This window comes from Pseudomonas sp. S06B 330 (assembly GCF_002845275.2).
GTDB lineage: Bacteria > Pseudomonadota > Gammaproteobacteria > Pseudomonadales > Pseudomonadaceae > Aquipseudomonas.
Genome location: NZ_CP088149.1, coordinates 1,441,006 through 1,459,397, shown reverse-complemented (window position 1 = coordinate 1,459,397; position 18,392 = coordinate 1,441,006). Strand labels below are relative to the sequence as shown.

General features: G+C 60.9%; 20 protein-coding genes. 11 read left to right on the top strand and 9 right to left on the bottom strand.

Annotation, left to right across the window (positions count from 1 at the left end):
- Nucleotides 1–70: 70 nt before the first annotated feature.
- Complete coding sequence (locus CX511_RS06830) at nt 71–1,435, bottom strand: sensor histidine kinase (protein ID WP_220639106.1); 1,365 nt, start codon at nt 1,433–1,435, stop codon at nt 71–73.
- A 1-nt stretch (nt 1,436) separates the two neighbouring features.
- A complete protein-coding gene (locus CX511_RS06825; protein ID WP_045187410.1) occupies nt 1,437–2,153 on the bottom strand; it encodes a response regulator transcription factor in 717 nt (238 codons plus the stop codon).
- A 217-nt stretch (nt 2,154–2,370) separates the two neighbouring features.
- On the opposite strand from CX511_RS06825, the gene CX511_RS06820 reads away from it, so the two are divergent.
- From CX511_RS06820 to CX511_RS06805, 4 genes are all read left to right on the top strand, one after another.
- The gene (locus CX511_RS06820; protein WP_045187483.1) at nt 2,371–5,124 is read left to right on the top strand and encodes a response regulator; all 2,754 of its coding nucleotides are present in this window, start codon (nt 2,371–2,373) and stop codon (nt 5,122–5,124) included.
- 64 nt (nt 5,125–5,188) lie between these two features.
- Nucleotides 5,189–6,178, top strand: a complete 990-nt coding sequence (locus tag CX511_RS06815; protein ID WP_045187413.1) for a 2-hydroxyacid dehydrogenase — start codon at nt 5,189–5,191, stop codon at nt 6,176–6,178.
- Between the two features lie 31 nt (nt 6,179–6,209).
- Nucleotides 6,210–6,647, top strand: a complete 438-nt coding sequence (locus tag CX511_RS06810) for a hypothetical protein (protein ID WP_045187415.1) — start codon at nt 6,210–6,212, stop codon at nt 6,645–6,647.
- Nucleotides 6,644–7,048, top strand: coding sequence for an META domain-containing protein (locus CX511_RS06805; protein ID WP_373432775.1), 405 nt, complete (start codon nt 6,644–6,646; stop codon nt 7,046–7,048). The genes CX511_RS06810 and CX511_RS06805 overlap by 4 nt, the downstream gene beginning before the upstream one ends.
- A 106-nt stretch (nt 7,049–7,154) precedes the next feature.
- Here the strand turns inward: CX511_RS06805 and CX511_RS06800 are convergent, their stop codons facing one another.
- Nucleotides 7,155–7,619 (bottom strand): peroxiredoxin family protein, encoded by a 465-nt coding sequence (locus CX511_RS06800; protein WP_101292228.1) that lies wholly within the window; start codon nt 7,617–7,619, stop codon nt 7,155–7,157.
- An 86-nt stretch (nt 7,620–7,705) separates the two neighbouring features.
- Here CX511_RS06800 and arsC point away from each other — a divergent pair, with 86 nt between their 5' ends.
- Genes arsC through CX511_RS06785 form a run of 3 tightly spaced genes read left to right on the top strand, consistent with a single transcriptional unit; the run spans nt 7,706 to nt 9,070 of the window.
- Nucleotides 7,706–8,059, top strand: coding sequence for an arsenate reductase (glutaredoxin) (gene arsC, locus CX511_RS06795; RefSeq protein WP_045187423.1), 354 nt, complete (start codon nt 7,706–7,708; stop codon nt 8,057–8,059).
- Complete coding sequence (gene wrbA / locus CX511_RS06790) at nt 8,056–8,661, top strand: NAD(P)H:quinone oxidoreductase (RefSeq protein WP_045187425.1); 606 nt, start codon at nt 8,056–8,058, stop codon at nt 8,659–8,661. Before arsC ends, wrbA begins: the two co-directional genes overlap by 4 nt.
- Nucleotides 8,654–9,070: a DUF2069 domain-containing protein gene (locus CX511_RS06785; protein WP_101292227.1), complete on the top strand. Its 417-nt coding sequence runs from the start codon at nt 8,654–8,656 to the stop codon at nt 9,068–9,070. Before wrbA ends, CX511_RS06785 begins: the two co-directional genes overlap by 8 nt.
- Before the next feature lie 95 nt (nt 9,071–9,165).
- On the opposite strand, the gene CX511_RS06780 is transcribed toward CX511_RS06785, so the two are convergent.
- Together CX511_RS06780 and ttcA are read right to left on the bottom strand one after the other, a co-directional pair.
- A complete protein-coding gene (locus tag CX511_RS06780) occupies nt 9,166–9,837 on the bottom strand; it encodes a DNA-3-methyladenine glycosylase I (protein ID WP_045187429.1) in 672 nt (223 codons plus the stop codon).
- A gap of 5 nt (nt 9,838–9,842) precedes the next feature.
- Entirely contained in the window at nt 9,843–10,667 is an 825-nt protein-coding gene (gene ttcA / locus CX511_RS06775) for a tRNA 2-thiocytidine(32) synthetase TtcA (protein WP_045187431.1), read from the bottom strand.
- Nucleotides 10,668–10,938: 271 nt separating this feature from the next.
- Between ttcA and CX511_RS06770 the strand changes: the two genes are divergently transcribed.
- Together CX511_RS06770 and CX511_RS06765 are read left to right on the top strand one after the other, a co-directional pair.
- Nucleotides 10,939–11,538 (top strand): Yip1 family protein, encoded by a 600-nt coding sequence (locus CX511_RS06770; RefSeq protein WP_045187434.1) that lies wholly within the window; start codon nt 10,939–10,941, stop codon nt 11,536–11,538.
- Nucleotides 11,539–11,678: 140 nt separating this feature from the next.
- Nucleotides 11,679–12,173, top strand: coding sequence for a SprT family zinc-dependent metalloprotease (locus tag CX511_RS06765; protein WP_045187437.1), 495 nt, complete (start codon nt 11,679–11,681; stop codon nt 12,171–12,173).
- Nucleotides 12,174–12,251: 78 nt separating this feature from the next.
- On the opposite strand, the gene CX511_RS06760 is transcribed toward CX511_RS06765, so the two are convergent.
- From CX511_RS06760 to CX511_RS06745, 4 genes are all read right to left on the bottom strand, one after another.
- On the bottom strand, nt 12,252–13,574 hold the full coding sequence (locus CX511_RS06760; protein WP_045187439.1) for a dicarboxylate/amino acid:cation symporter: 1,323 nt from the start codon (nt 13,572–13,574) through the stop codon (nt 12,252–12,254).
- Between the two features lie 290 nt (nt 13,575–13,864).
- Nucleotides 13,865–15,211, bottom strand: a complete 1,347-nt coding sequence (locus CX511_RS06755) for an ATP-binding protein (protein WP_045187442.1) — start codon at nt 15,209–15,211, stop codon at nt 13,865–13,867.
- Nucleotides 15,208–15,885: a response regulator gene (locus CX511_RS06750; RefSeq protein ID WP_045187444.1), complete on the bottom strand. Its 678-nt coding sequence runs from the start codon at nt 15,883–15,885 to the stop codon at nt 15,208–15,210. The genes CX511_RS06755 and CX511_RS06750 overlap by 4 nt, the downstream gene beginning before the upstream one ends.
- A 116-nt stretch (nt 15,886–16,001) precedes the next feature.
- Entirely contained in the window at nt 16,002–16,604 is a 603-nt protein-coding gene (locus CX511_RS06745; protein WP_045187446.1) for a putative outer membrane beta-barrel protein, read from the bottom strand.
- Between the two features lie 142 nt (nt 16,605–16,746).
- Between CX511_RS06745 and CX511_RS06740 the strand changes: the two genes are divergently transcribed.
- Entirely contained in the window at nt 16,747–17,544 is a 798-nt protein-coding gene (locus tag CX511_RS06740) for a dienelactone hydrolase family protein (RefSeq protein ID WP_101292226.1), read from the top strand.
- A gap of 143 nt (nt 17,545–17,687) precedes the next feature.
- Nucleotides 17,688–18,389, top strand: a complete 702-nt coding sequence (locus tag CX511_RS06735) for a 4'-phosphopantetheinyl transferase family protein (RefSeq protein ID WP_045187451.1) — start codon at nt 17,688–17,690, stop codon at nt 18,387–18,389.
- Nucleotides 18,390–18,392: the final 3 nt, after the last annotated feature.

Genomic DNA, 18,392 nt, shown 5'->3' with positions numbered 1-18,392 from the left:
CACGCAATGTGTGGGTGTTATAGCTGCAAGCTATAAGTAGCAAGCTGCAAGCGATGTCTGCTCTTGCAGCTTATGGCTTGTAGCTTAAAGCGCCAGTTGCCACCGGCAACTGCATATTCAGGCGCAAGCCCTGGCCAGTGTTTTGCGCCCACAAGCGCCCGCCTTGGCGGACGATGGCATTGCGCGCAATGCTCAAGCCCAGGCCAAAACCACCGTCCCCTGGACGCGAACCATCCAGCCGGGTAAACGGCGCAAAGATGCGCTCAAGGTCGGCTTCGGCAATACCGCCGCCCTGGTCCTCCAGCCACAACAGCCAGTGTTCGCCCTGGCGGCGCCCGCCCAAGCGGATCACGCCTGTGCCTGGCGAGTGCCGAATGGCATTGCGCAGAATGTTCTCCAGCGCCTGGGCCAGGCTATTGAGGTTGCCCTGCACCCAGCAGGCAGCGTCCAAGTCGCACTGCAATTGCGTCGACGGCCAGGTGCTTTCAAAGCAGGCATCCTCGGCGAGCATTTCCCACAGGGCCTGAACCTGGATCGGCTCCTTGCTTAACGGCGCCCGCTCAGTATCGAGCCAGGCCAGTTGCAAGGCATCCTCCACCAGCCGCTGCATGCAGTCGACTTCACGGCCCAGGCGTTCGCGCAACTGCGCAGCATCAGCGTCACCTTCGCAGGCCACACGCAGGCGGCTCAGGGGGGTACGCAGTTCATGCGACAGGTCGCGCAGCAATTGCTGCTGCAAGGCGACCGTGCCTTGCAGGCGCTCAGCCATGTCATCGAAGGCACGCCCCAGTTCGCCCAACTCGTCCTGGCGACTGGTGGTACTGCTGGCCACCCGCGCCGACAGCTGATCCGCACGCCAGGCATTGGCCTGCTCGCGCAACTGGATCAAGGGCATAATCAGCATGCGGTAGAGGCCTACACACAGCAGCAGCGTGAACACGCCAGGAATGACGCCATTGGTCATGAACTGCCAGAACAGACGGTACTGTCCGGGCATCAGGCGCTCTGGCAACTCGATCACCAACAGCCCCTGCTCTGGATGCTCCACAAACGGCACGCGCATCCATGGCAAACCGATCACCCGTCGGCTGACAGGCCAGTCGATGCCCCGCAGAAAGGTGACCTTGCGACTTTGCTCAGGTGTCAGGGGGGTGCTGCTCAACGACTGCAGGTCTTCACCCAGCACACTCATCCAGGTACTTTCCTTGCTGGCCATCTCAGCCAGCCAGGCATCGACACCGGCCCGCCCGCCCTGCTCCCAGGCCTTTTCGGCCTCGGCGGCATAACCGATCAAAGTAGCCCGCGCCTCTTTGGACAGGTAGGCGTTCTGGGTCTCCATGTGCCGACCCCAACTCCAGCTCAGGCCGATCATCAATAGGCAGAAACCCACCAACAGAATCGCCAGCTTCCAGAACAATGAGTGTCGATTGGGCACTTCAGTGAACCTCAGTGGCACTGAGCACGTAGCCCTTACCCCACACAGTGCGCACTTCACGCTCCTGGTAACCGATGCTCTTGAGCTTGCGCCGGATCTGACTGACATGCATGTCCAGGCTGCGGTCATGGCGAGCATACCCACGCTGCAGCACCTGCTGATAAAGGAAGGCTTTGCTGAGCACCTCTTCATGGCTGCGGTGCAAAATGTCGAGCAAGCGATACTCGCTCAAGGTCAGCCCCGCCCAGTGCTCGCCACAGCAGACATCACACAGTTGCTCGTCAAACTGCAGGGCGCCGCTGGCCACTGCAGGTGGCTCCTGGCGCCGACGCTCCAATGCCACCCGCCGCAGGATCGCTTCGATGCGCACCTGTAGTTCAGCCATACTGAACGGCTTGGGCAGGTAGTCATCGGCGCCGCGCTGAAAGCCACTGATGCGGTCAGCTTCGGCGCCTAGGGCAGACATCATGATCACCGGCGTCGAGCTGCTTTCGCGCAACTGTGCCAGCACATCCAGGCCGTTTAGCCCCGGCAGCAGGATATCCATCAAGACCACATCGAAACGCGACGCGCGAGCAACCTCCAAACCCTCACGACCATTCTTGCACCAGGTGACCTTGAAACCGCCACGCAGGAGGGCTTCGTGCAGGTGGGCGCCCAGGACGGGATCATCCTCGATGGCAAGTATGCTTGATTCGCTAATAGCTACGGGATTCATTGGCGGGTGCTAGCAATTCTCAGTTACGCGATTATTGAGTAATTGCTGTGTGCAGGCAACCTGCAAGTGCTGGTCGGTACACCTCCGGAGATTTCGCCTACGTTAAAAGTAGATACAAATGAGTGCATTGCGCGGGAAGGCGCGGTACTTTTCCGACTTGATCCGTCAGCTCGCACTGACGGCGACCTACAGCACTTGCCAGGCACAGGAGAGTTGCGTGCTGAATCGTTTGGGAATCCGCAGCCGAGTGTTGCTGCTGGCCTTAGTGCCTGCCGGGTTGATGGCACTGGTATTGGGCAGCTATTTCACCTGGCTGCAGCAGAACGAGCTGCAGACTCAACTGTTGCAACGCGGCAAGATGATTGCCGAACAGCTGGCGCCTTTGGTCGCCCCGGCGTTGGTGCGCCACGACCCGGCGCAACTGGAGCGCATCGCCGCCCAGGCCCTGGAACAGTCAGATGTACGTGCTGTGGCGTTTCTCGGCCCGGAGCGCAATAACCTGGCCCATGCCGGCCCGAGCATGCTCAATCAGGCACCTGCTGGCGGCGGTACTGAATTGCTCCAGCGCACCGGTCAAGACGCCACCCGTTACTTGCTACCGGTGTTCGGCCATCACCGTGACCTGGCGGGCGAACGCATCCTGGGCGAAGCCGATCGCCTGCTCGGCTGGGTAGAAATCGAGCTGTCCCACGACGGCACGCTGTTACGCGGTTACCGCAGCCTGTTCACCAGCCTGCTGCTGATTTTTTTCGGCATGCTTGCTACCGCCCTGCTGGCCCTGCGCATGACCCGCACGATCAATGGCCCGATCAGCCAGATCAAGCATGCTGTGACCCAACTCAAGGACGGTAACCTGGAAGAACGCCTGCCGGTAATGGGTAGCCATGAGATGGATGAGCTGGCCGCTGGCATCAATCGCATGGCCGAAACCCTGCAAGGCGCCCACGAAGAACTGCAGCACAGCATCGACCAGGCAACAGAAGACGTACGTCAGAACCTGGAGACCATTGAAATCCAGAACATTGAGCTGGATATGGCACGCAAGGAGGCGCTGGAGGCCAGCCGGATCAAGTCTGAGTTCCTGGCCAACATGAGCCATGAGATCCGTACGCCGCTCAATGGCATCCTCGGCTTTACGCACCTGTTGCAAAAAAGCGAGCTGACTCCGCGCCAGCTCGATTACCTGGGCACCATCGAAAAATCCGCCAGCAGTCTGCTGGGGATCATTAACGAGATTCTCGACTTCTCCAAGATCGAGGCCGGCAAGCTGGTGCTCGACAGCATTCCGTTCAACTTGCGTGACCTGATCCAGGACACCCTGACCATCCTCGCCCCTGCCGCTCACGCCAAACAGCTGGAGCTAATCAGCCTGGTCTATCGCGACACGCCCCTGTCGCTGGTAGGCGACCCGCTGCGCCTGAAGCAGATTCTCACCAACCTGGTGAGCAATGCCATCAAGTTCACCCGCGAAGGCACCATCGTCACCCGGGCCATGCTCGAAGAAGAGAACGACGACAGCGTGCAACTGCGCATCTGTGTCCAGGACACCGGCATCGGTCTGTCCAGCCAGGATGTACGGGCGCTGTTTCAGGCATTCAGCCAGGCTGACAACTCGCTGTCACGCCAACCCGGGGGCACCGGCCTGGGCCTGGTGATCTCCAAACGCCTGATCGAGCAGATGGGGGGCGAAATCGGTGTCGATAGCACCCCGGGCGAAGGCTCGCAGTTTTGGGTCAGTCTGCGTCTGCCCAGAGCCCGAGACGATGCCGAGGACCTGCCACTGCAATCGCTGGTGGAGCGGCGGGTAGCGATTGTCGACGCCCATGAGTTGGCTCGTCAGGCGTTGGAGCATCAACTGGAAGATTGCGGCCTGGGTGTTACCAGTTTCACCTCGATCGACCCGTTGCTGCATGCGGTCGCTGCGGCACGAATGGCGGGAGAGCCTTTCACCCTGGCGGTCATGGGGGTCAACCTCGATAGCGTCTCTCCTGAGCGTTTGGGCCAGTACATTCAGCAATTGCAGCGTCTGGACTGCCAGGCGCTGGTCCTGTGCCCAACCACGGAGCAGGCGCTCTACCATCCGTACCTGCCCAACGCACACAGCCAGTTACAAGCCAAACCTGCCTGCACACGCAAACTGCGCCGAGCCTTGCTGGAGCTGGTGCAGCCACGCCGCACTTTCAGTGAAACCAAAGTCGCCAGCGAACAACCGCTACCCAAAGTGCTTTGCGTCGACGACAACCCTGCCAACCTGTTGCTGGTGCAGACTTTGCTCGAAGACCTGGGCGCCGATGTACTGGCGGTCGACAGCGGCTATGCCGCTGTCCAGGCGGTGCAAGACGAGCACTTCGACCTGGTGCTGATGGACGTGCAGATGCCTGGCATGGACGGTCGCGAATGCACCGAGCAGATTCGCCAGTGGGAAAGCAGCCAAAACGGCCCGCCCTTGCCGATTGTCGCCCTCACCGCCCATGCCATGGCCAATGAAAAACGTGCCCTGCTGCATAGCGGCATGGACGACTACCTGACCAAGCCGATTAGCGAACGCCAACTGGCACAGGTGGTGCTCAAGTGGACCGGCCTGAGCCTGGGCGCACCCCACCAGGAGCGGGCGCTCGAACGCATCGCCGACAGCAGCGAACTGAAGGTCCTCGACCCGGAAGAAGGCTTGCGCCTGGCCGCGGGCAAACCGGACCTGGCCGCCGATATGCTGGCGATGTTGCTGGCGTCGCTTGAGGCCGATCGTGAAGCCATTCGCGCCGCCCGCGAAGCGGCCGACCGCAACGGCATGATCGAGCGGGTGCATCGCCTCAACGGCGCCTCACGTTACTGTGGGGTACCGCAGTTGCGCGCGGCCTGCCAGCGCAGTGAAACCCTGCTCAAACAGAATGACCCGCTAGCACTGCGCGCCCTGGATGAGCTGGACCGGGCCATTATCCGCCTCACCGCCCAGGCGCGCCTAAGTGCCTGACCTGAAGCAACGTGATCAACAGCCGGCGTGGTTAGACTCCCCGCAACCGACTCAGGAAGATCCCATGCGCGTACTGTTTTTCAGCAGCCAGACTTACGATCAGGACAGTTTTACCAGCGTCCTGGCACCCCACGGGCTAGAGCTGCACTTCCAGCCAGCACGCTTGAACGAGGACACCGCAGCGTTGGCTACCGGCCATGAAGTGGTCTGCCCGTTCATCAACGACGATTTGAGTGCGCCGGTGCTCGAGCGCCTGGCCGCTGGCGGCACGCGCCTGATCGCCCTGCGCTCGGCCGGTTACAACCATGTGGACCTCAGTACAGCAAAACGCCTGGGCCTGGCCGTGGTCAGGGTGCCGGCCTACTCGCCACATGCCGTGGCCGAACATGCCGTGGCCCTGATCCTGGCCCTTAACCGCCGCTTGCACCGTGCCTACAACCGCACTCGCGAAGGTAATTTCAGCCTGCATGGGCTGACCGGCTTCGACCTGCATGGGAAAACCGTCGGGGTGGTTGGCACCGGCCAGATCGGTGCCGCCTTTGCCCGCATCATGGCCGGTTTTGGCTGTCAGTTGCTGGCGTACGACCCCTACCCTAACCCCGAACTGCTGGCACTGGGTGCACGCTACCTGGAGCTGCCGGAGCTGTTGCGGCAGGCCCAGATCATCAGCCTGCACTGCCCGCTGACGGAACAGACGCGCCACCTCATCAACCCAAAAAGCCTGGCTGACTTGCAACCGGGTGCCATGTTGATCAACACCGGCCGCGGTGCGCTGATCGACACCCCAGCGTTGATCGAGGCCCTGAAGAACGGCCAGTTGGGTTACCTGGGCCTGGACGTCTACGAAGAAGAAGCCCAATTGTTTTTTGAAGACCGCTCCGATCTGCCACTGCAGGACGATGTGCTGGCGCGCTTGCTGACCTTCCCCAACGTCATCGTTACCGCCCACCAGGCGTTTCTCACCCGTGAGGCACTGGCGGCCATTGCTGCAACGACCGTGGACAACATTACCCGCTGGGCGGCAGGCAATCCGCAAAACTTGGTCGAGGGTTGATGCTAGGATACGCGGCAGATTTGGAGGACCCATGGTCGAACACGATTTCCGCTACAACCTGTTTAACCCGCAACACACCCTGATCGAATGCCGCGCCCTGGTGCCAGGTCGCTATCAAGTGACCGGCAATGGCGGCTCGATCCAGAAGAACGATGTTCTGCTGGTCACCCTCAAAGGCAGCAAGGACTTGTCCATGCGCCTGACCGTGGAAACCGTGCGCCACCTGATCAACCCGACCGGCCAATGGGTCGCGGTGGCCAGCGGCCCGGTGTTTGGCGAACTGGCGATCCACACCTGGGACGTCAATTGCGACAGCTGCCAGGCGAGCCTGAACTTCGAGTTCGCGGTCGATGCCAAGCTCGGCAAAAAAGCCCTGCAACCTGCTGCTAGCGCGCGTATTGCAGAGTTGGGCTGGGTCAGCCGTGGCGACAAGCACCTGTGCCCGAAATGCAAGGAGACGGCCCAGTGAAAACCCTGCTGCTCTGTGCCCTGACCGGCGCCGCTTTGCTGGGGTGCGCCGCCGAGCCGATGAAGCTGGAACAGGAACGCAGTTACCTGCTGGAATGGATCGGTGAACGGCCGTTGATGGACTACAGCCACCTGACCCTGACCTTGGCCTCCGACGGCCGCGCTTATGGCAATGGCGGCTGCAACCACTGGTTCGCGCCCTACCAGCTCGATGGCGACAAGCTGACCTTCGGCAAAGTCGGCAGTACCCGCAAGCTGTGTGCACCGGCCTTGATGGAACAGGAAAAACGTTTCCTTCAAGCCCTGGAAACCGTACAGCGCTGGGATATCTCACCGATCGAGCAGGTGCGCTTCTGGCCTGCCGAGGGCAAGCCGCTGCGCTTCTGGCCTGAGGAAGGCTGAAGCGTAGTGCAGGCTTCATCGCCGGCAAAGCCGACTCCCACAGAGGTTGCTGACAACCTTTAAATCCTGTGAGAGCCGGCCTTGCCGGCGATAAAAACGCCGCCGATCAAGCGCCCTTCAATGCCTTGATCTTCGCGTTCAAACCCTCAAGTGTTTGTTCGCCCATCAACTGCTCACGCACCTTGCCCTTGTCATCGATGATGTAAGTCACCGGCAATGCCTCGCTACGCGGCAGCTCATAACGCTCGGCCGGATCCTGAGCGAGAACGGTAAAGCCAATCCCCAGTGCGTCACTGGCCTTTTTCAATTCCTCGCCCTGCAAGCCGTCAAAGTTCACGCCGAGCACCTTCACCCCTTGCGCCTGCCATTGCTTGGCCGCAGCGTTGAGTTCAGGGATCTCGGTCCGGCATGGGCCACACCATTCCGCCCAGTAGTTGAGCACCAACCAGTGCCCGTCAATCTGCTCAGCTTTCACAGTCTGGCCATTCTGGTCCAGACCATAATCGGCACCGCAACCACCGAGCAGCAGGCTCGCGGTGATGGCCAGTGCTGCTGCCAAACGCCTTGTCATGGGTCAATCCTTCTCGAAGATTCAAGCAAAATGCGAAGTCGCTGCGGTTAGAATAGCCGCCACACCCTGCTGGATGCGACCCGAACATGACTGACCTGACCCTCTATCACAATCCGCGCTGCTCCAAATCCCGTGGCGCACTCGAACTGCTCGAAGCCCGTGGCCTGGCCCCAAACGTGGTCCGCTACCTGGAAACCCCGCCAGATGCCGTGACCCTCAAGGCCCTGCTCGGCAAGCTGGGCATCAGTGCGCGCCAGCTGTTGCGCAGCGGTGAGGATGAATACAAGGCGCTGAACCTGGCCGACGAGACCTTGAGTGAAGCCCAACTAATCGAGGCCATGGCCAAGCACCCGAAACTGATCGAGCGACCAATCCTGGTGGCCGGTGACAAAGCCGTGATCGGCCGCCCACCGGAGAAGGTTCTGGAGATCCTGCCGTGAGCGCGCCGTACATCCTGATCCTGTTCTACAGCCGCCACGGATCGACCAGCGAAATGGCCCGACAGATTGCTCGGGGGGTCGAGATGGCTGGCCTGGAAGCGCGCATCCGTACGGTGCCAGCGATTTCCACCGAGTGCGAAGCGGTCGCCCCGGACATCCCCCAGAGCGGCGCGTTGTACGCCACCCTGGACGATCTGCGCCACTGCTCGGGCCTGGCCCTGGGCAGCCCAACGCGCTTTGGCAACATGGCCGCACCGCTCAAGTACTTCATCGATGGCACCAGCAGCCTGTGGCTCAGCGGTGGCCTGGTCGGTAAACCAGCGGCTGTGTTCACCTCCACTGCCAGCCTGCATGGCGGCCAAGAATCGACCCTGCTGTCGATGCTGCTGCCGTTGATGCATCACGGCATGCTGATCATGGGCTTGCCGTACAGCGAGTCGGCCTTGCTGGAAACCCGTGGTGGCGGCACCCCCTACGGCGCCAGCCATCATGCCGGGGCGGACGGCAAGCGCGACCTCGACGCCGATGAAATTGCCCTGTGCCGCGCGCTGGGCCAACGTCTGGCGAGCACTGCCCAATTGCTGGAGAACGGCCGTGGCTAAAAAGCCCAAAGTGCTGCCCCCGATTGAATGGCTGACACCGCGCCTACGCCTGGCACGGGCGCTGAGCCTGGCGAGCTTTTTCGGCCTGATTGCCCTGCTGACAGTCAACAATCTGCTGTTTGCCGACCTGCATGGCGCGCGCACCGGTGTGATCCTGGCCGTCGAACTGGTGCCATTGGCGCTGTTGCTGCCTGGGATGCTGCTGGGCAACGCCCGCGCCCACGCCTGGACCTGCTTTGTGGTCAACCTGTACTTCATCAAAGGCGTTCTGGCCGCGTTTGATCCGGCACGGGCAGTGTTCGGTTGGCTGGAAGTGGCGATCAGCCTGGCGCTGTTTGTCAGTGCCCTGCTGTATGTACGCTGGCGCTTTCAGTATGACCGGCGGCTGGCTGGGGAAGGTTCGAACTAAGCAGCGAGGCTATCGCCGGCAAGGCCGGCTCCCACAGAGGTCTACTGAAGACCTCTGTGGGAGCCGGCCTTGCCGATGACAGCAACCACACCGAGTCAATGATTGACGGTATGCGCCAGCATCACCGATAGCTGACACAGCGGCCTGCCACTCTCGACCTGCCACTGGTTGAACGCCGCTTGCACCAACGCCAGGTCACGCTGACTGGTCGGTGGCTTGTCGATGATGTCCTGAGCGATCAGCGCCGCGGCCATATCGTTGGTGGGGATGAAGGTGTCCTTGCCGACCATGCGCAGGAAGCGCGGTGCCGACAGCCCGCCCAGCTGGTTGCCATGCTTGGCCAGGTATTTCCACAATCCGACAATATCGGTTACCGGCCAATCAGCAATGAAGGCGCCGAAACTGCCCTGCTGCTTTTCGACATCCAACATCATCTGCGCATTGCGCGGCACGCTCTTTAGCTTGCCCAGGTGGCGGATGATCCGCGTGTCCTGCATCAACCGCTCCAGGTGCTCGGCGCCCATCAGCACAACCTTTTCCGGATCGAAGCCAAAAAACACCTGCTCGAAGGCGGGCCACTTGGCATCCACCAGGCTGTGCTTGAGCCCTGCGCGAAATACACGCAAGGCCAGGGTCGAGAGGTAGCGGTCGGCACTGAGGGCACGCAGCTGCTCAGCGGTCTTTGCCTGGGGCAGGTGCGCCTCCAGAGCTGCCGCGGAGCCGAAGCGGTTCAGGCAGTACTCATGCAGCCATTGATAATCACGCATGCCGGTCAGATGTTCAGCACATCGAGAAAGCGCGGCGTTGCCGTTTCGTCGATCTTGAGGTTGACGAAGTCGAACAGGTTGCGGTCGGCCAGTTGTGACGGCACGACGTTCTGCAGGCCGCGGAAAATGCTCTCGGTACGCCCTGGGGTCTTGCGCTCCCACTCCACCAGCATGTCCTTGACCACCTGACGCTGCAGGTTTTCCTGCGAGCCGCAGAGGTTGCACGGAATGATCGGGAACTCTCGCATGTCCGAGTAGGCCTGGATGTCTTTCTCGCTGCAGTAGGCCAGCGGGCGGATCACCACGTTGCGACCGTCATCGGCGCGCAACTTCGGCGGCATGGCCTTGAGGGTGCCGTTGAAGAACATGTTGAGGAAGAACGTCTCGACGATGTCGTCGCGGTGGTGCCCCAGGGCCATTTTGGTCGCGCCGATTTCATCAGCGAAGGTGTACAGCGTGCCGCGACGCAGGCGCGAACACAGCGAGCAGGTGGTCTTGCCTTCCGGCACCAGCTCTTTGACCACCGAGTAGGTGTCTTTCTCAACGATGTGATACTCGACGCCCAGGGCCTTGAGGTAAGCCGGCAGCACGTGCTCAGGAAAACCGGGTTGCTTCTGGTCCATGTTCACCGCGACGATCTCGAACTTGATCGGCGCCACTTTCTGCAGGTGCAGCAGAACATCGAGCATGGTGTAGCTGTCTTTGCCGCCTGACAGGCAGACCATGACCTTGTCACCGTCTTCGATCATGTTGAAGTCGGTGATGGCTTCGCCGGCGAGACGACGCAGGCGTTTTTGCAGTTTGTTCTGGTTGACCGAAAGGGTGCCCATAGCGCTTGAAATCCGCGAGGTGTGACAAAAGCGGCATATTTTACGCACAAACGGCGGGCAGGCGTAGGCCCATCCGATAAAGACTGCAAGGTGATTAAGCACGCCCCTGACAGCGCGATTTGCTCTAAAAAGCGGGTTTTAAGCGGCGAACTCCTTCCTATACTGCGACATAAGGCCACAGCAATGCTGACCTCGATTCTCTGGCCCTTAGCACTTGGGGTCGCAAGCGCTCCACTGGGGGGCGATGGCAACAACGGAAGGAGTGACTGGCATGATCCATCACGTTCTGGGGCTGTTTACCCATCCTGACCAAGAATGGAAGGAGATCCGTGGCGAGGAAGAAAGCATCAGCCATATGTACCTGACCCACACCCTGATACTGGCGGCCATCCCCGCGGTATCGGCATTTATCGGCACCACCCAGGTTGGCTGGGTCATTGGCGATCGCGCCCCGGTCATGTTGACCCAGGAAAGCGCGCTCTGGATGACTATCATGTCGTACCTGGCCATGCTGGCTGGGGTGGCGGTGATGGGCGCGTTCATTCACTGGATGGCCCGTACCTACGACGCCAATCCGAGCATGGCCCGCTGCATCGCATTTGCCACCTACACCGCAACGCCGCTGTTCGTCGGCGGCCTGGCGGCGCTATACCCCCACCTGTGGCTGGGGATGATCGTCGGCACGGCAGCCGTGTGCTACACGGTGTATCTGCTCTATGTCGGCCTACCGACCTTCATGAACATTCCTTCGGATGAAGGCTTCCTGTTCTCGAGTTCGGTACTGGCGGTCGGCCTGGTGGTGCTGGTCGCCATCATGGCCTTCACCGTGATCGTTTGGGGACTAGGCGTGGGGCCTGTCTATACCAACTAGAATCATCTAATTAGAAAACAGCAACATAGGCGCTGTAACCATCGGGCCACCGCAAGGTGGCCTGATGCTGTGCCCTGACAGGTGGCTCGGCAGCAACCCTGCGGTTGCGGCATAATTGTCGGCTAGGAGTGTTCCCCGATATGCCCGAACTGCTCAAATCCCGCGTCGAAACCTGTTACCAGCAAGCCGAAACCTTTTTCAAACGCCCCTTCCCTCGCCCTGAAGTCAGCTTCAAGCTGCGCGGCCAGAAGGCCGGTGTCGCCCACCTGCATGAAAACCTGCTGCGCTTCAACCTGCAGCTGTACCGCGAAAACAGCGACGATTTCCTCAAGCAGACCGTGGCCCATGAAGTCGCCCACCTGGTCGCTCACCAACTGTTTGGTGACACCATCCAGCCCCATGGTGAGGAATGGCAACTGATCATGCGCGGCGTTTATGAACTGCCGCCAAACCGCTGCCATAACTACCAGGTCAAGCGTCGTACGGTGACCCGCTACATCTATCGTTGCCCGTGCGCGGGCAGCGACTTCCCGTTCTCGGCCCAGCGCCACAGCCTGGTACGCCAAGGGCGGCGCTATTTGTGTCGGCGTTGTCGGCATACCCTGGTGTACAGCGGCGAGACGCGGGTGGAGTGAGGCTTGCCCCGCAATGCAGCCCAACAGGTACAAAAAAGCCCATCCGAAGATGGGCTTTTGCATTACACAACGGGGCTGTTAGCGGGCTGCGCCTTCAGCCACGCCCAGGTCATCGACCGGACGGGTATCCACCAGCGGCGAACCACCGGAAGCCAGCTCAGCCTGCAGCTTGTCTTCATCCAGTTCATTGACCCACTTGGCCACCACCACGGTCGCTACAGCGTTACCGATCAGGTTGGTCAGGGCACGGGCTTCGGACATGAAGCGGTCAATACCGAGGATCAGCGCCAGACCGGCAACCGGCAGGTGGCCAACGGCAGACAGGGTTGCGGCCAGGACGATGAAGCCCGAACCGGTAACGCCAGCAGCACCCTTGGACGCCACCAGCAGCACCAGCAGCAAGGTGATCTGGTGGGTGATGTCCATGGTGGTGTCGGTGGCCTGGGCGATGAACACCGCAGCCATGGTCAGGTAGATCGAGGTGCCGTCGAGGTTAAACGAGTAACCGGTCGGGATCACCAGGCCAACCACGGATTTCTTCGCGCCCAGGCGCTCCATCTTGGCCAGCATGCGTGGCAGGGCCGACTCCGAAGACGAAGTTCCCAGAACAATCATCAGCTCTTCACGGATGTAGCGGATCAGCTTGAGCACGCTGAAACCGTGAGCGCGGGCGATACCACCGAGCACCACGACAACGAACAGCACGCAGGTGACATAGAAGCAGGCCATCAGGTAGCCCAACTGCACCAGCGAACCCACGCCGTACTGGCCGATGGTGAAGGCCATGGCACCGAAGGCACCGATCGGCGCCAGCTTCATGATCATGTTGATGATGTTGAACATGACATGGGCGAAACGGTCGATCAGGTCCAGCAGCGGCTTGCCGTAGGCACCCAGACGATGCAGGGCGAAACCGAAGATCACCGAGAACATCAGCACTTGCAAGATGTCGCCGTTGGCGAACGCGCCGACCACGGTGTTAGGGATGATATTGAGCAAGAAGCCGACCGTGGTCTGCTGCGCGCCGGCGGCGGCATAGGCGGCCACGCTGCTGGCGTTCAGGGTGCTGACGTCGATGTGCATGCCGGCGCCAGGCTTGACCACGTTGACCACGACCAGGCCGATGATCAGCGCGATAGTCGAGACAATTTCGAAGTAGAGCAGCGCGTAGCCACCGGTCTTGCCCACCGACTTCATGCTTTGCATGCCAGCGATGCCGCTGACCACGGTGCAGAAGATGATCGGGGCAATGACCATTTTGATCAGTTTGACGAACCCGTCACCCAGCGGTTTCAGGGCAACGCCGGTTTCGGGGTAGTAGTGGCCCAGCAGGATACCGATGGTGATCGCTACTAACACCTGGATATACAGCGATTTGTACAGTGGCTGACGCGTCGTCATGGCTAATTCCTCAAGTGTACCGCCCCGATCCTTCCCAGGACGCGCGGGGTACCTAAAGCGCGAACCCTCCTGCACTGGAGGGATTTGTTGTGTCGAGCTGCCTGGCAGAACTCTGTCTGATCCATAGCAAGCCCGATGCCAAAATGCGCTTTATCGGTGCAAGCCCCGTGTTTACGGGGGGTTGACTGCACAAGGAAGTTGCAGGAGTGCTGAACGGCTTGGCGGATTTCCGCCCGGCTCCTTTGCTGAAAGGTTTCGAGTGGCGAAAAACCGCCCAAGGCAACGGCGGGTCAGTCGAGACTAAAGCGAATGCGAAATGCCGCCCCGCCCAACGGTGAATCATCCAAGGTGAGGCTGGCGTCATAGCTTTCGATGATGTCCTTGACCACTGCCAGCCCGATGCCCTGCCCTGGGTTCTGCCGGTCCAGGCGTTCGCCACGTTGCAGAATGCGTTCGCGCTGGTCAGGTGGTACCCCAGGACCATCATCCTCAACGCAGAGCTCTACCGTGGCAGGCCCACTGCGCAGGCTGATGTGGATTTGGCTCAGGCACAGGCGGTAGGCGTTTTCCAAAAGGTTGCCGAGCAATTCGAGCAACGCGCCTTGCTCCATGGGTACGACAGCATGCTCAGGGATATCGAGGCTGACCTTGACCTGCTTGTCGCGGTATACCTTGGCCAGGGTGCTGCACAGGCTTTCGAGCAACGGCCGCAAGGCCACCTGGTGACGCACCAGGCCACTCTTGCGCAGGCTGGCCCGCTGCAACTGGTAGTCGATCTGCTGGCTCATGCGTTCGATCTGGCTTTGCAGTATCCGCGCCTGCTCCCGGTCTTCACGGCGCTGCCCCAGGCTTTCACTGACCCCTTGCAGCACAGTCAACGGGGTTTTCAGGCTGTGGGCCAGATCACCCAGCGAATCACGGTAGCGCTGCCGCTGCTCGCGCTCGCTGTGCAGCAATCGGTTCAGCGAGCCGGTCAGGCGCAGTAGTTCACGGGGGTGCTCGGCACTGAGGCCGTCACGGGCACCGGACTCGACATCATCCAGCTCGTGACTCAGTTGGCGCAGCGAACGCAAGCCCCAGGTCAGCCCGGCCCAGAGCAATACCAGCAACGCCAGCAAGGCTGCACCGAAGCCCAGGTACAGGCGCTCGCGCAGACCGTTGAGGGTCTGTTGGTACTCACGCACCGGTTGCAGGGCGACGATGCTGTAGGCAGCGCTCTTGCCGCCGAGCAACTTGACCTCGACGTCGTAGACAAAAAACTCTTCGCCATCGTCCTGGCGGATTCGCGCGAACTCATTGCCACGCCCGTCATAACGCGGGGTGTAGTTGATGTTTTCATCGTTGCTGGCCCGCGAGCGCCAGACCAGGTTGCCCTGACGATCATAGATATAGCCGAGCAAGCGGCTGTCGGGCAGGTTGAATTTCTCGTCCGGCAGCAACACCGGCATGCGCAACTGATTGTTCTCGATGCGGGCGGCGGAAATCAGCGTGGTAACGTCCGAAGCCAAGCGCTTTTCGATCGACTCCTGCAAGGCCAGGCTGAAGGCCTTTTGCAAGGCTGGCAGCAAGCCGAGCATGAACAACAGGGCCAACAGCGCCGCCGCGAGCATCAAACGCAGACGTAGCGAACGGATCATCGGCAGCGCTCGGTAAACAGGTACCCCAGCCCGCGCACGGTATCGATGGGCTTGAAGCCGTTATTGCCTTCAAGCTTGCGCCGCAGACGGCCGACCAGCACCTCTATCACATTCGGATCGCGCTCGTCGTCGTCAGGGTAAAGCTGCTCCATCAAGCGGTCCTTGGCCACCACCTGTTGGTGATGACGCATCAGGTACTCAAGGATGCGGTATTCATAGGCGGTCAGCGCCAGCGGCTGATCGTCGAGGGTCGCCTGTTTGCGGTTCAGGTCCAAGAGCAACGGGCCAGCGGCAATGGTTGACTGGACGAAACCACTGGAGCGGCGCAACAAGGCATTGAGGCGGGCCTCCAGCTCTTCGAACTGAAACGGCTTGACCACATAGTCATCGGCACCGGCCGCCAGGCCTTCGACCTTGTCCTGCCAGTTGCCTCGTGCAGTGAGGATCAGAATCGGAAAACTCTTGCCTTGGGAGCGTAACTGCCGGATCAGGTCCAAGCCGCTCATGCCGGGCAAGCCCAGGTCGATCACAGCCAGGTCATGATTGAACTGCTCGGCCTGATACAAGGCCTCTTCGGCGTTGGGCACCGCTTCAACCACGTGCCCGCTCTCGCTCAAGCGGCTGTGCAAGTGATGACGCAACAGTGCTTCATCCTCAACCACCAGCAGTTTCATAGTTTCCTCCCTAACCAGGCCGGGGATCATTGCTCCGGCGAAATACCCTTGCCCTGCAGAATAACAGCGAACCGGCCATGCACCTGCAGGCCGGTTCGAACAGACTCATGTACGGGTCAGAATGCGTAGTTGGCCGACAGGTAAGTTTGTGCACTGCTGTCCAGGCGCAGGGTGCCAACTTTTGAACCGCCATGTTCGGACAGTTCGGTGCTGGCATTGCTGCGCAGGTAACGGTAGCCCAGTTCCACCGAGGCATTGTCGGTCACTTGCTGCAGCAAGCCGGCTTGCAGGCCAATGGCATAACCAGTGTCGGTGTCACGGCTGTAACCGGACGATTCCTGGCTGAGCTTGGTCAGGCCGGCACTGGCACCGCCAAACAGCTTGGTGCTGGTGCCCAACGGGTAGAACAGGTCATAGCTGCCCAACAGGTTCTCCTGACGCATCTTGATACCGCTGTGGTCGTTGGAAACGTTGTCATAGGTGACGTAGAAGCGGCGTTCGTCGTTCATCTGGCCGACACGCACGCCCCAGGTATCGTCTTTACTGATGATGCCGTTGGTGTTCAGGTGATCGGTATTACTGCTGAGCAGGCCGGACTTTTTGATCTTGTCGCTGGTCTGACCGTAAGTGACACCGGCGAAGGTGGTGTCGGCGGCCTGAACGGCAGCACTGGCGCCGAAAAAGGCCACGGCGAGGAACAAGGTATTGAGCGCTTTCATAGTGTTTACTCCTGGCAAGGTGCCGGTTAGGTGTTGAAGCTAGAGTAAGGAAAGCGTCCTGAACCGCTGCTGAACCCTGACTGAACCTGGGCTGAACACGCTGTATTGGCTGACCCCTTGATGTGCACACAGGAGTACCTCCATGCACCGCCTGCTCATTACCGCTTTGCTGATCGGCGCCAGCAGCCTGTCTCAGGCTGCCGTACAAACCCGTGAGATTCCCTACCAGGACAAAGATGGCAATCGCCTGGTCGGCTACTACGCCTACGACGATGCCGCCGAGGGCAAACGCCCAGGAGTCGTGGTGGTGCATGAATGGTGGGGGCTCAATGACTACGCCAAGCGGCGCGCCCGCGACCTGGCCGGTCTCGGCTATAGCGCCCTGGCCATCGATATGTACGGTGACGGCAAAAATACCGAGCACCCGACCGATGCCATGGCCTTCATGCAAACGGCCCTGAACAATCCGGCCGCAAGCGCTGAGCGCTTTGATGCCGGCGTCGAGTTGTTGAAGATCCAGCCTCAGACCGACCCTGAGCGAATCGCAGCAATTGGCTACTGCTTTGGCGGCAAGGTGGTGCTCGACGCCGCCCGCCGTGGTGAGCCACTGGCGGGGGTTGCCAGTTTCCATGGTGCCTTGGTCACCAACAGCCCGGCCACGCCAGGCAGCGTCAAGGCCAGGATACTGGTCGAGCATGGCGCCAATGACAGCATGGTGACGCCGGAGCAGGTGGCCAAATTCAAGGAAGAAATGAACGCAGCAGGCGCGAGCTATGAATTCGTCACCCTTCAGGGCGCCAAGCATGGTTTCACCAACCCGGATGCCGACCGCCTGAGCCATGGCGAACATGGCGGGCCGGATATTGGCTACAACAAAGCGGCGGATGAAAGCTCGTGGGCGGACCTGCAGGCGTTTTTCAAAAAGATCTTCAAGTCATAGCTCGTAGCCGCTGCCGCCAGGCTGCGATCGGCTGCGAAGCAGTCGTCATCCAATCACCGAATGGCGGCCGTTTCACGCCCGATCGCAGCCTGGCGGCAGCGGCTACAGTTGCCGACACCGGCAGCACTGGACACAATACCGGAATGAACCGACTCCCCACCTGCTGCGCCCCCTTGCTGCACCATTGGCCCCTGCCCCGCCCGGTCCCCGGTGCGGTGCTGGTCAGCTGCGCGTTCGACCCGGCGCAACTGGCCAGTGACGATTTCGCTCGCGCCGGTATTGAACAGACACCCAACCTGCAACGTTCGGTCGCCAAGCGTCAGGCCGAGTACCTCGCCGGGCGGGTGTGTGCCCGTTCAGCCTTGCAGCGCCTGGATGGTCGCGAGTACGTCCCTGCCACCCACGAGGACCGTTCGCCGATCTGGCCGACGGGTATCAGCGGTTCGATCACCCATGGTAAAGGCTGGGCTGCGGCGGTCGTGGCGCGCGACAGCGACTGCCTGGGCATCGGCCTGGATCAGGAAACCCTGCTCAGCCATGAGCGTGCCGAGCGCCTGGCCGGGGAGATCCTCACCGACGCCGAGCTGCAACGCATGAACAAGGGGCAAACCGCCCTGACCGTGACCTTGACCTTTTCCCTCAAGGAAAGCCTGTTCAAGGCCCTCTACCCCATCGTCCAGCAGCGCTTTTACTTCGAACACGCCGAAGTGCTGGAATGGTCTGCCGATGGCCAGGCACGCCTGCGCCTGCTTACCGACCTGTCGCCGCAGTGGCATAGCGGGCGGGAACTGCTCGGGCAGTTCTGCCTGCAGGATGATCAACTGCTGACCCTGGTCAGCGTCTGAACC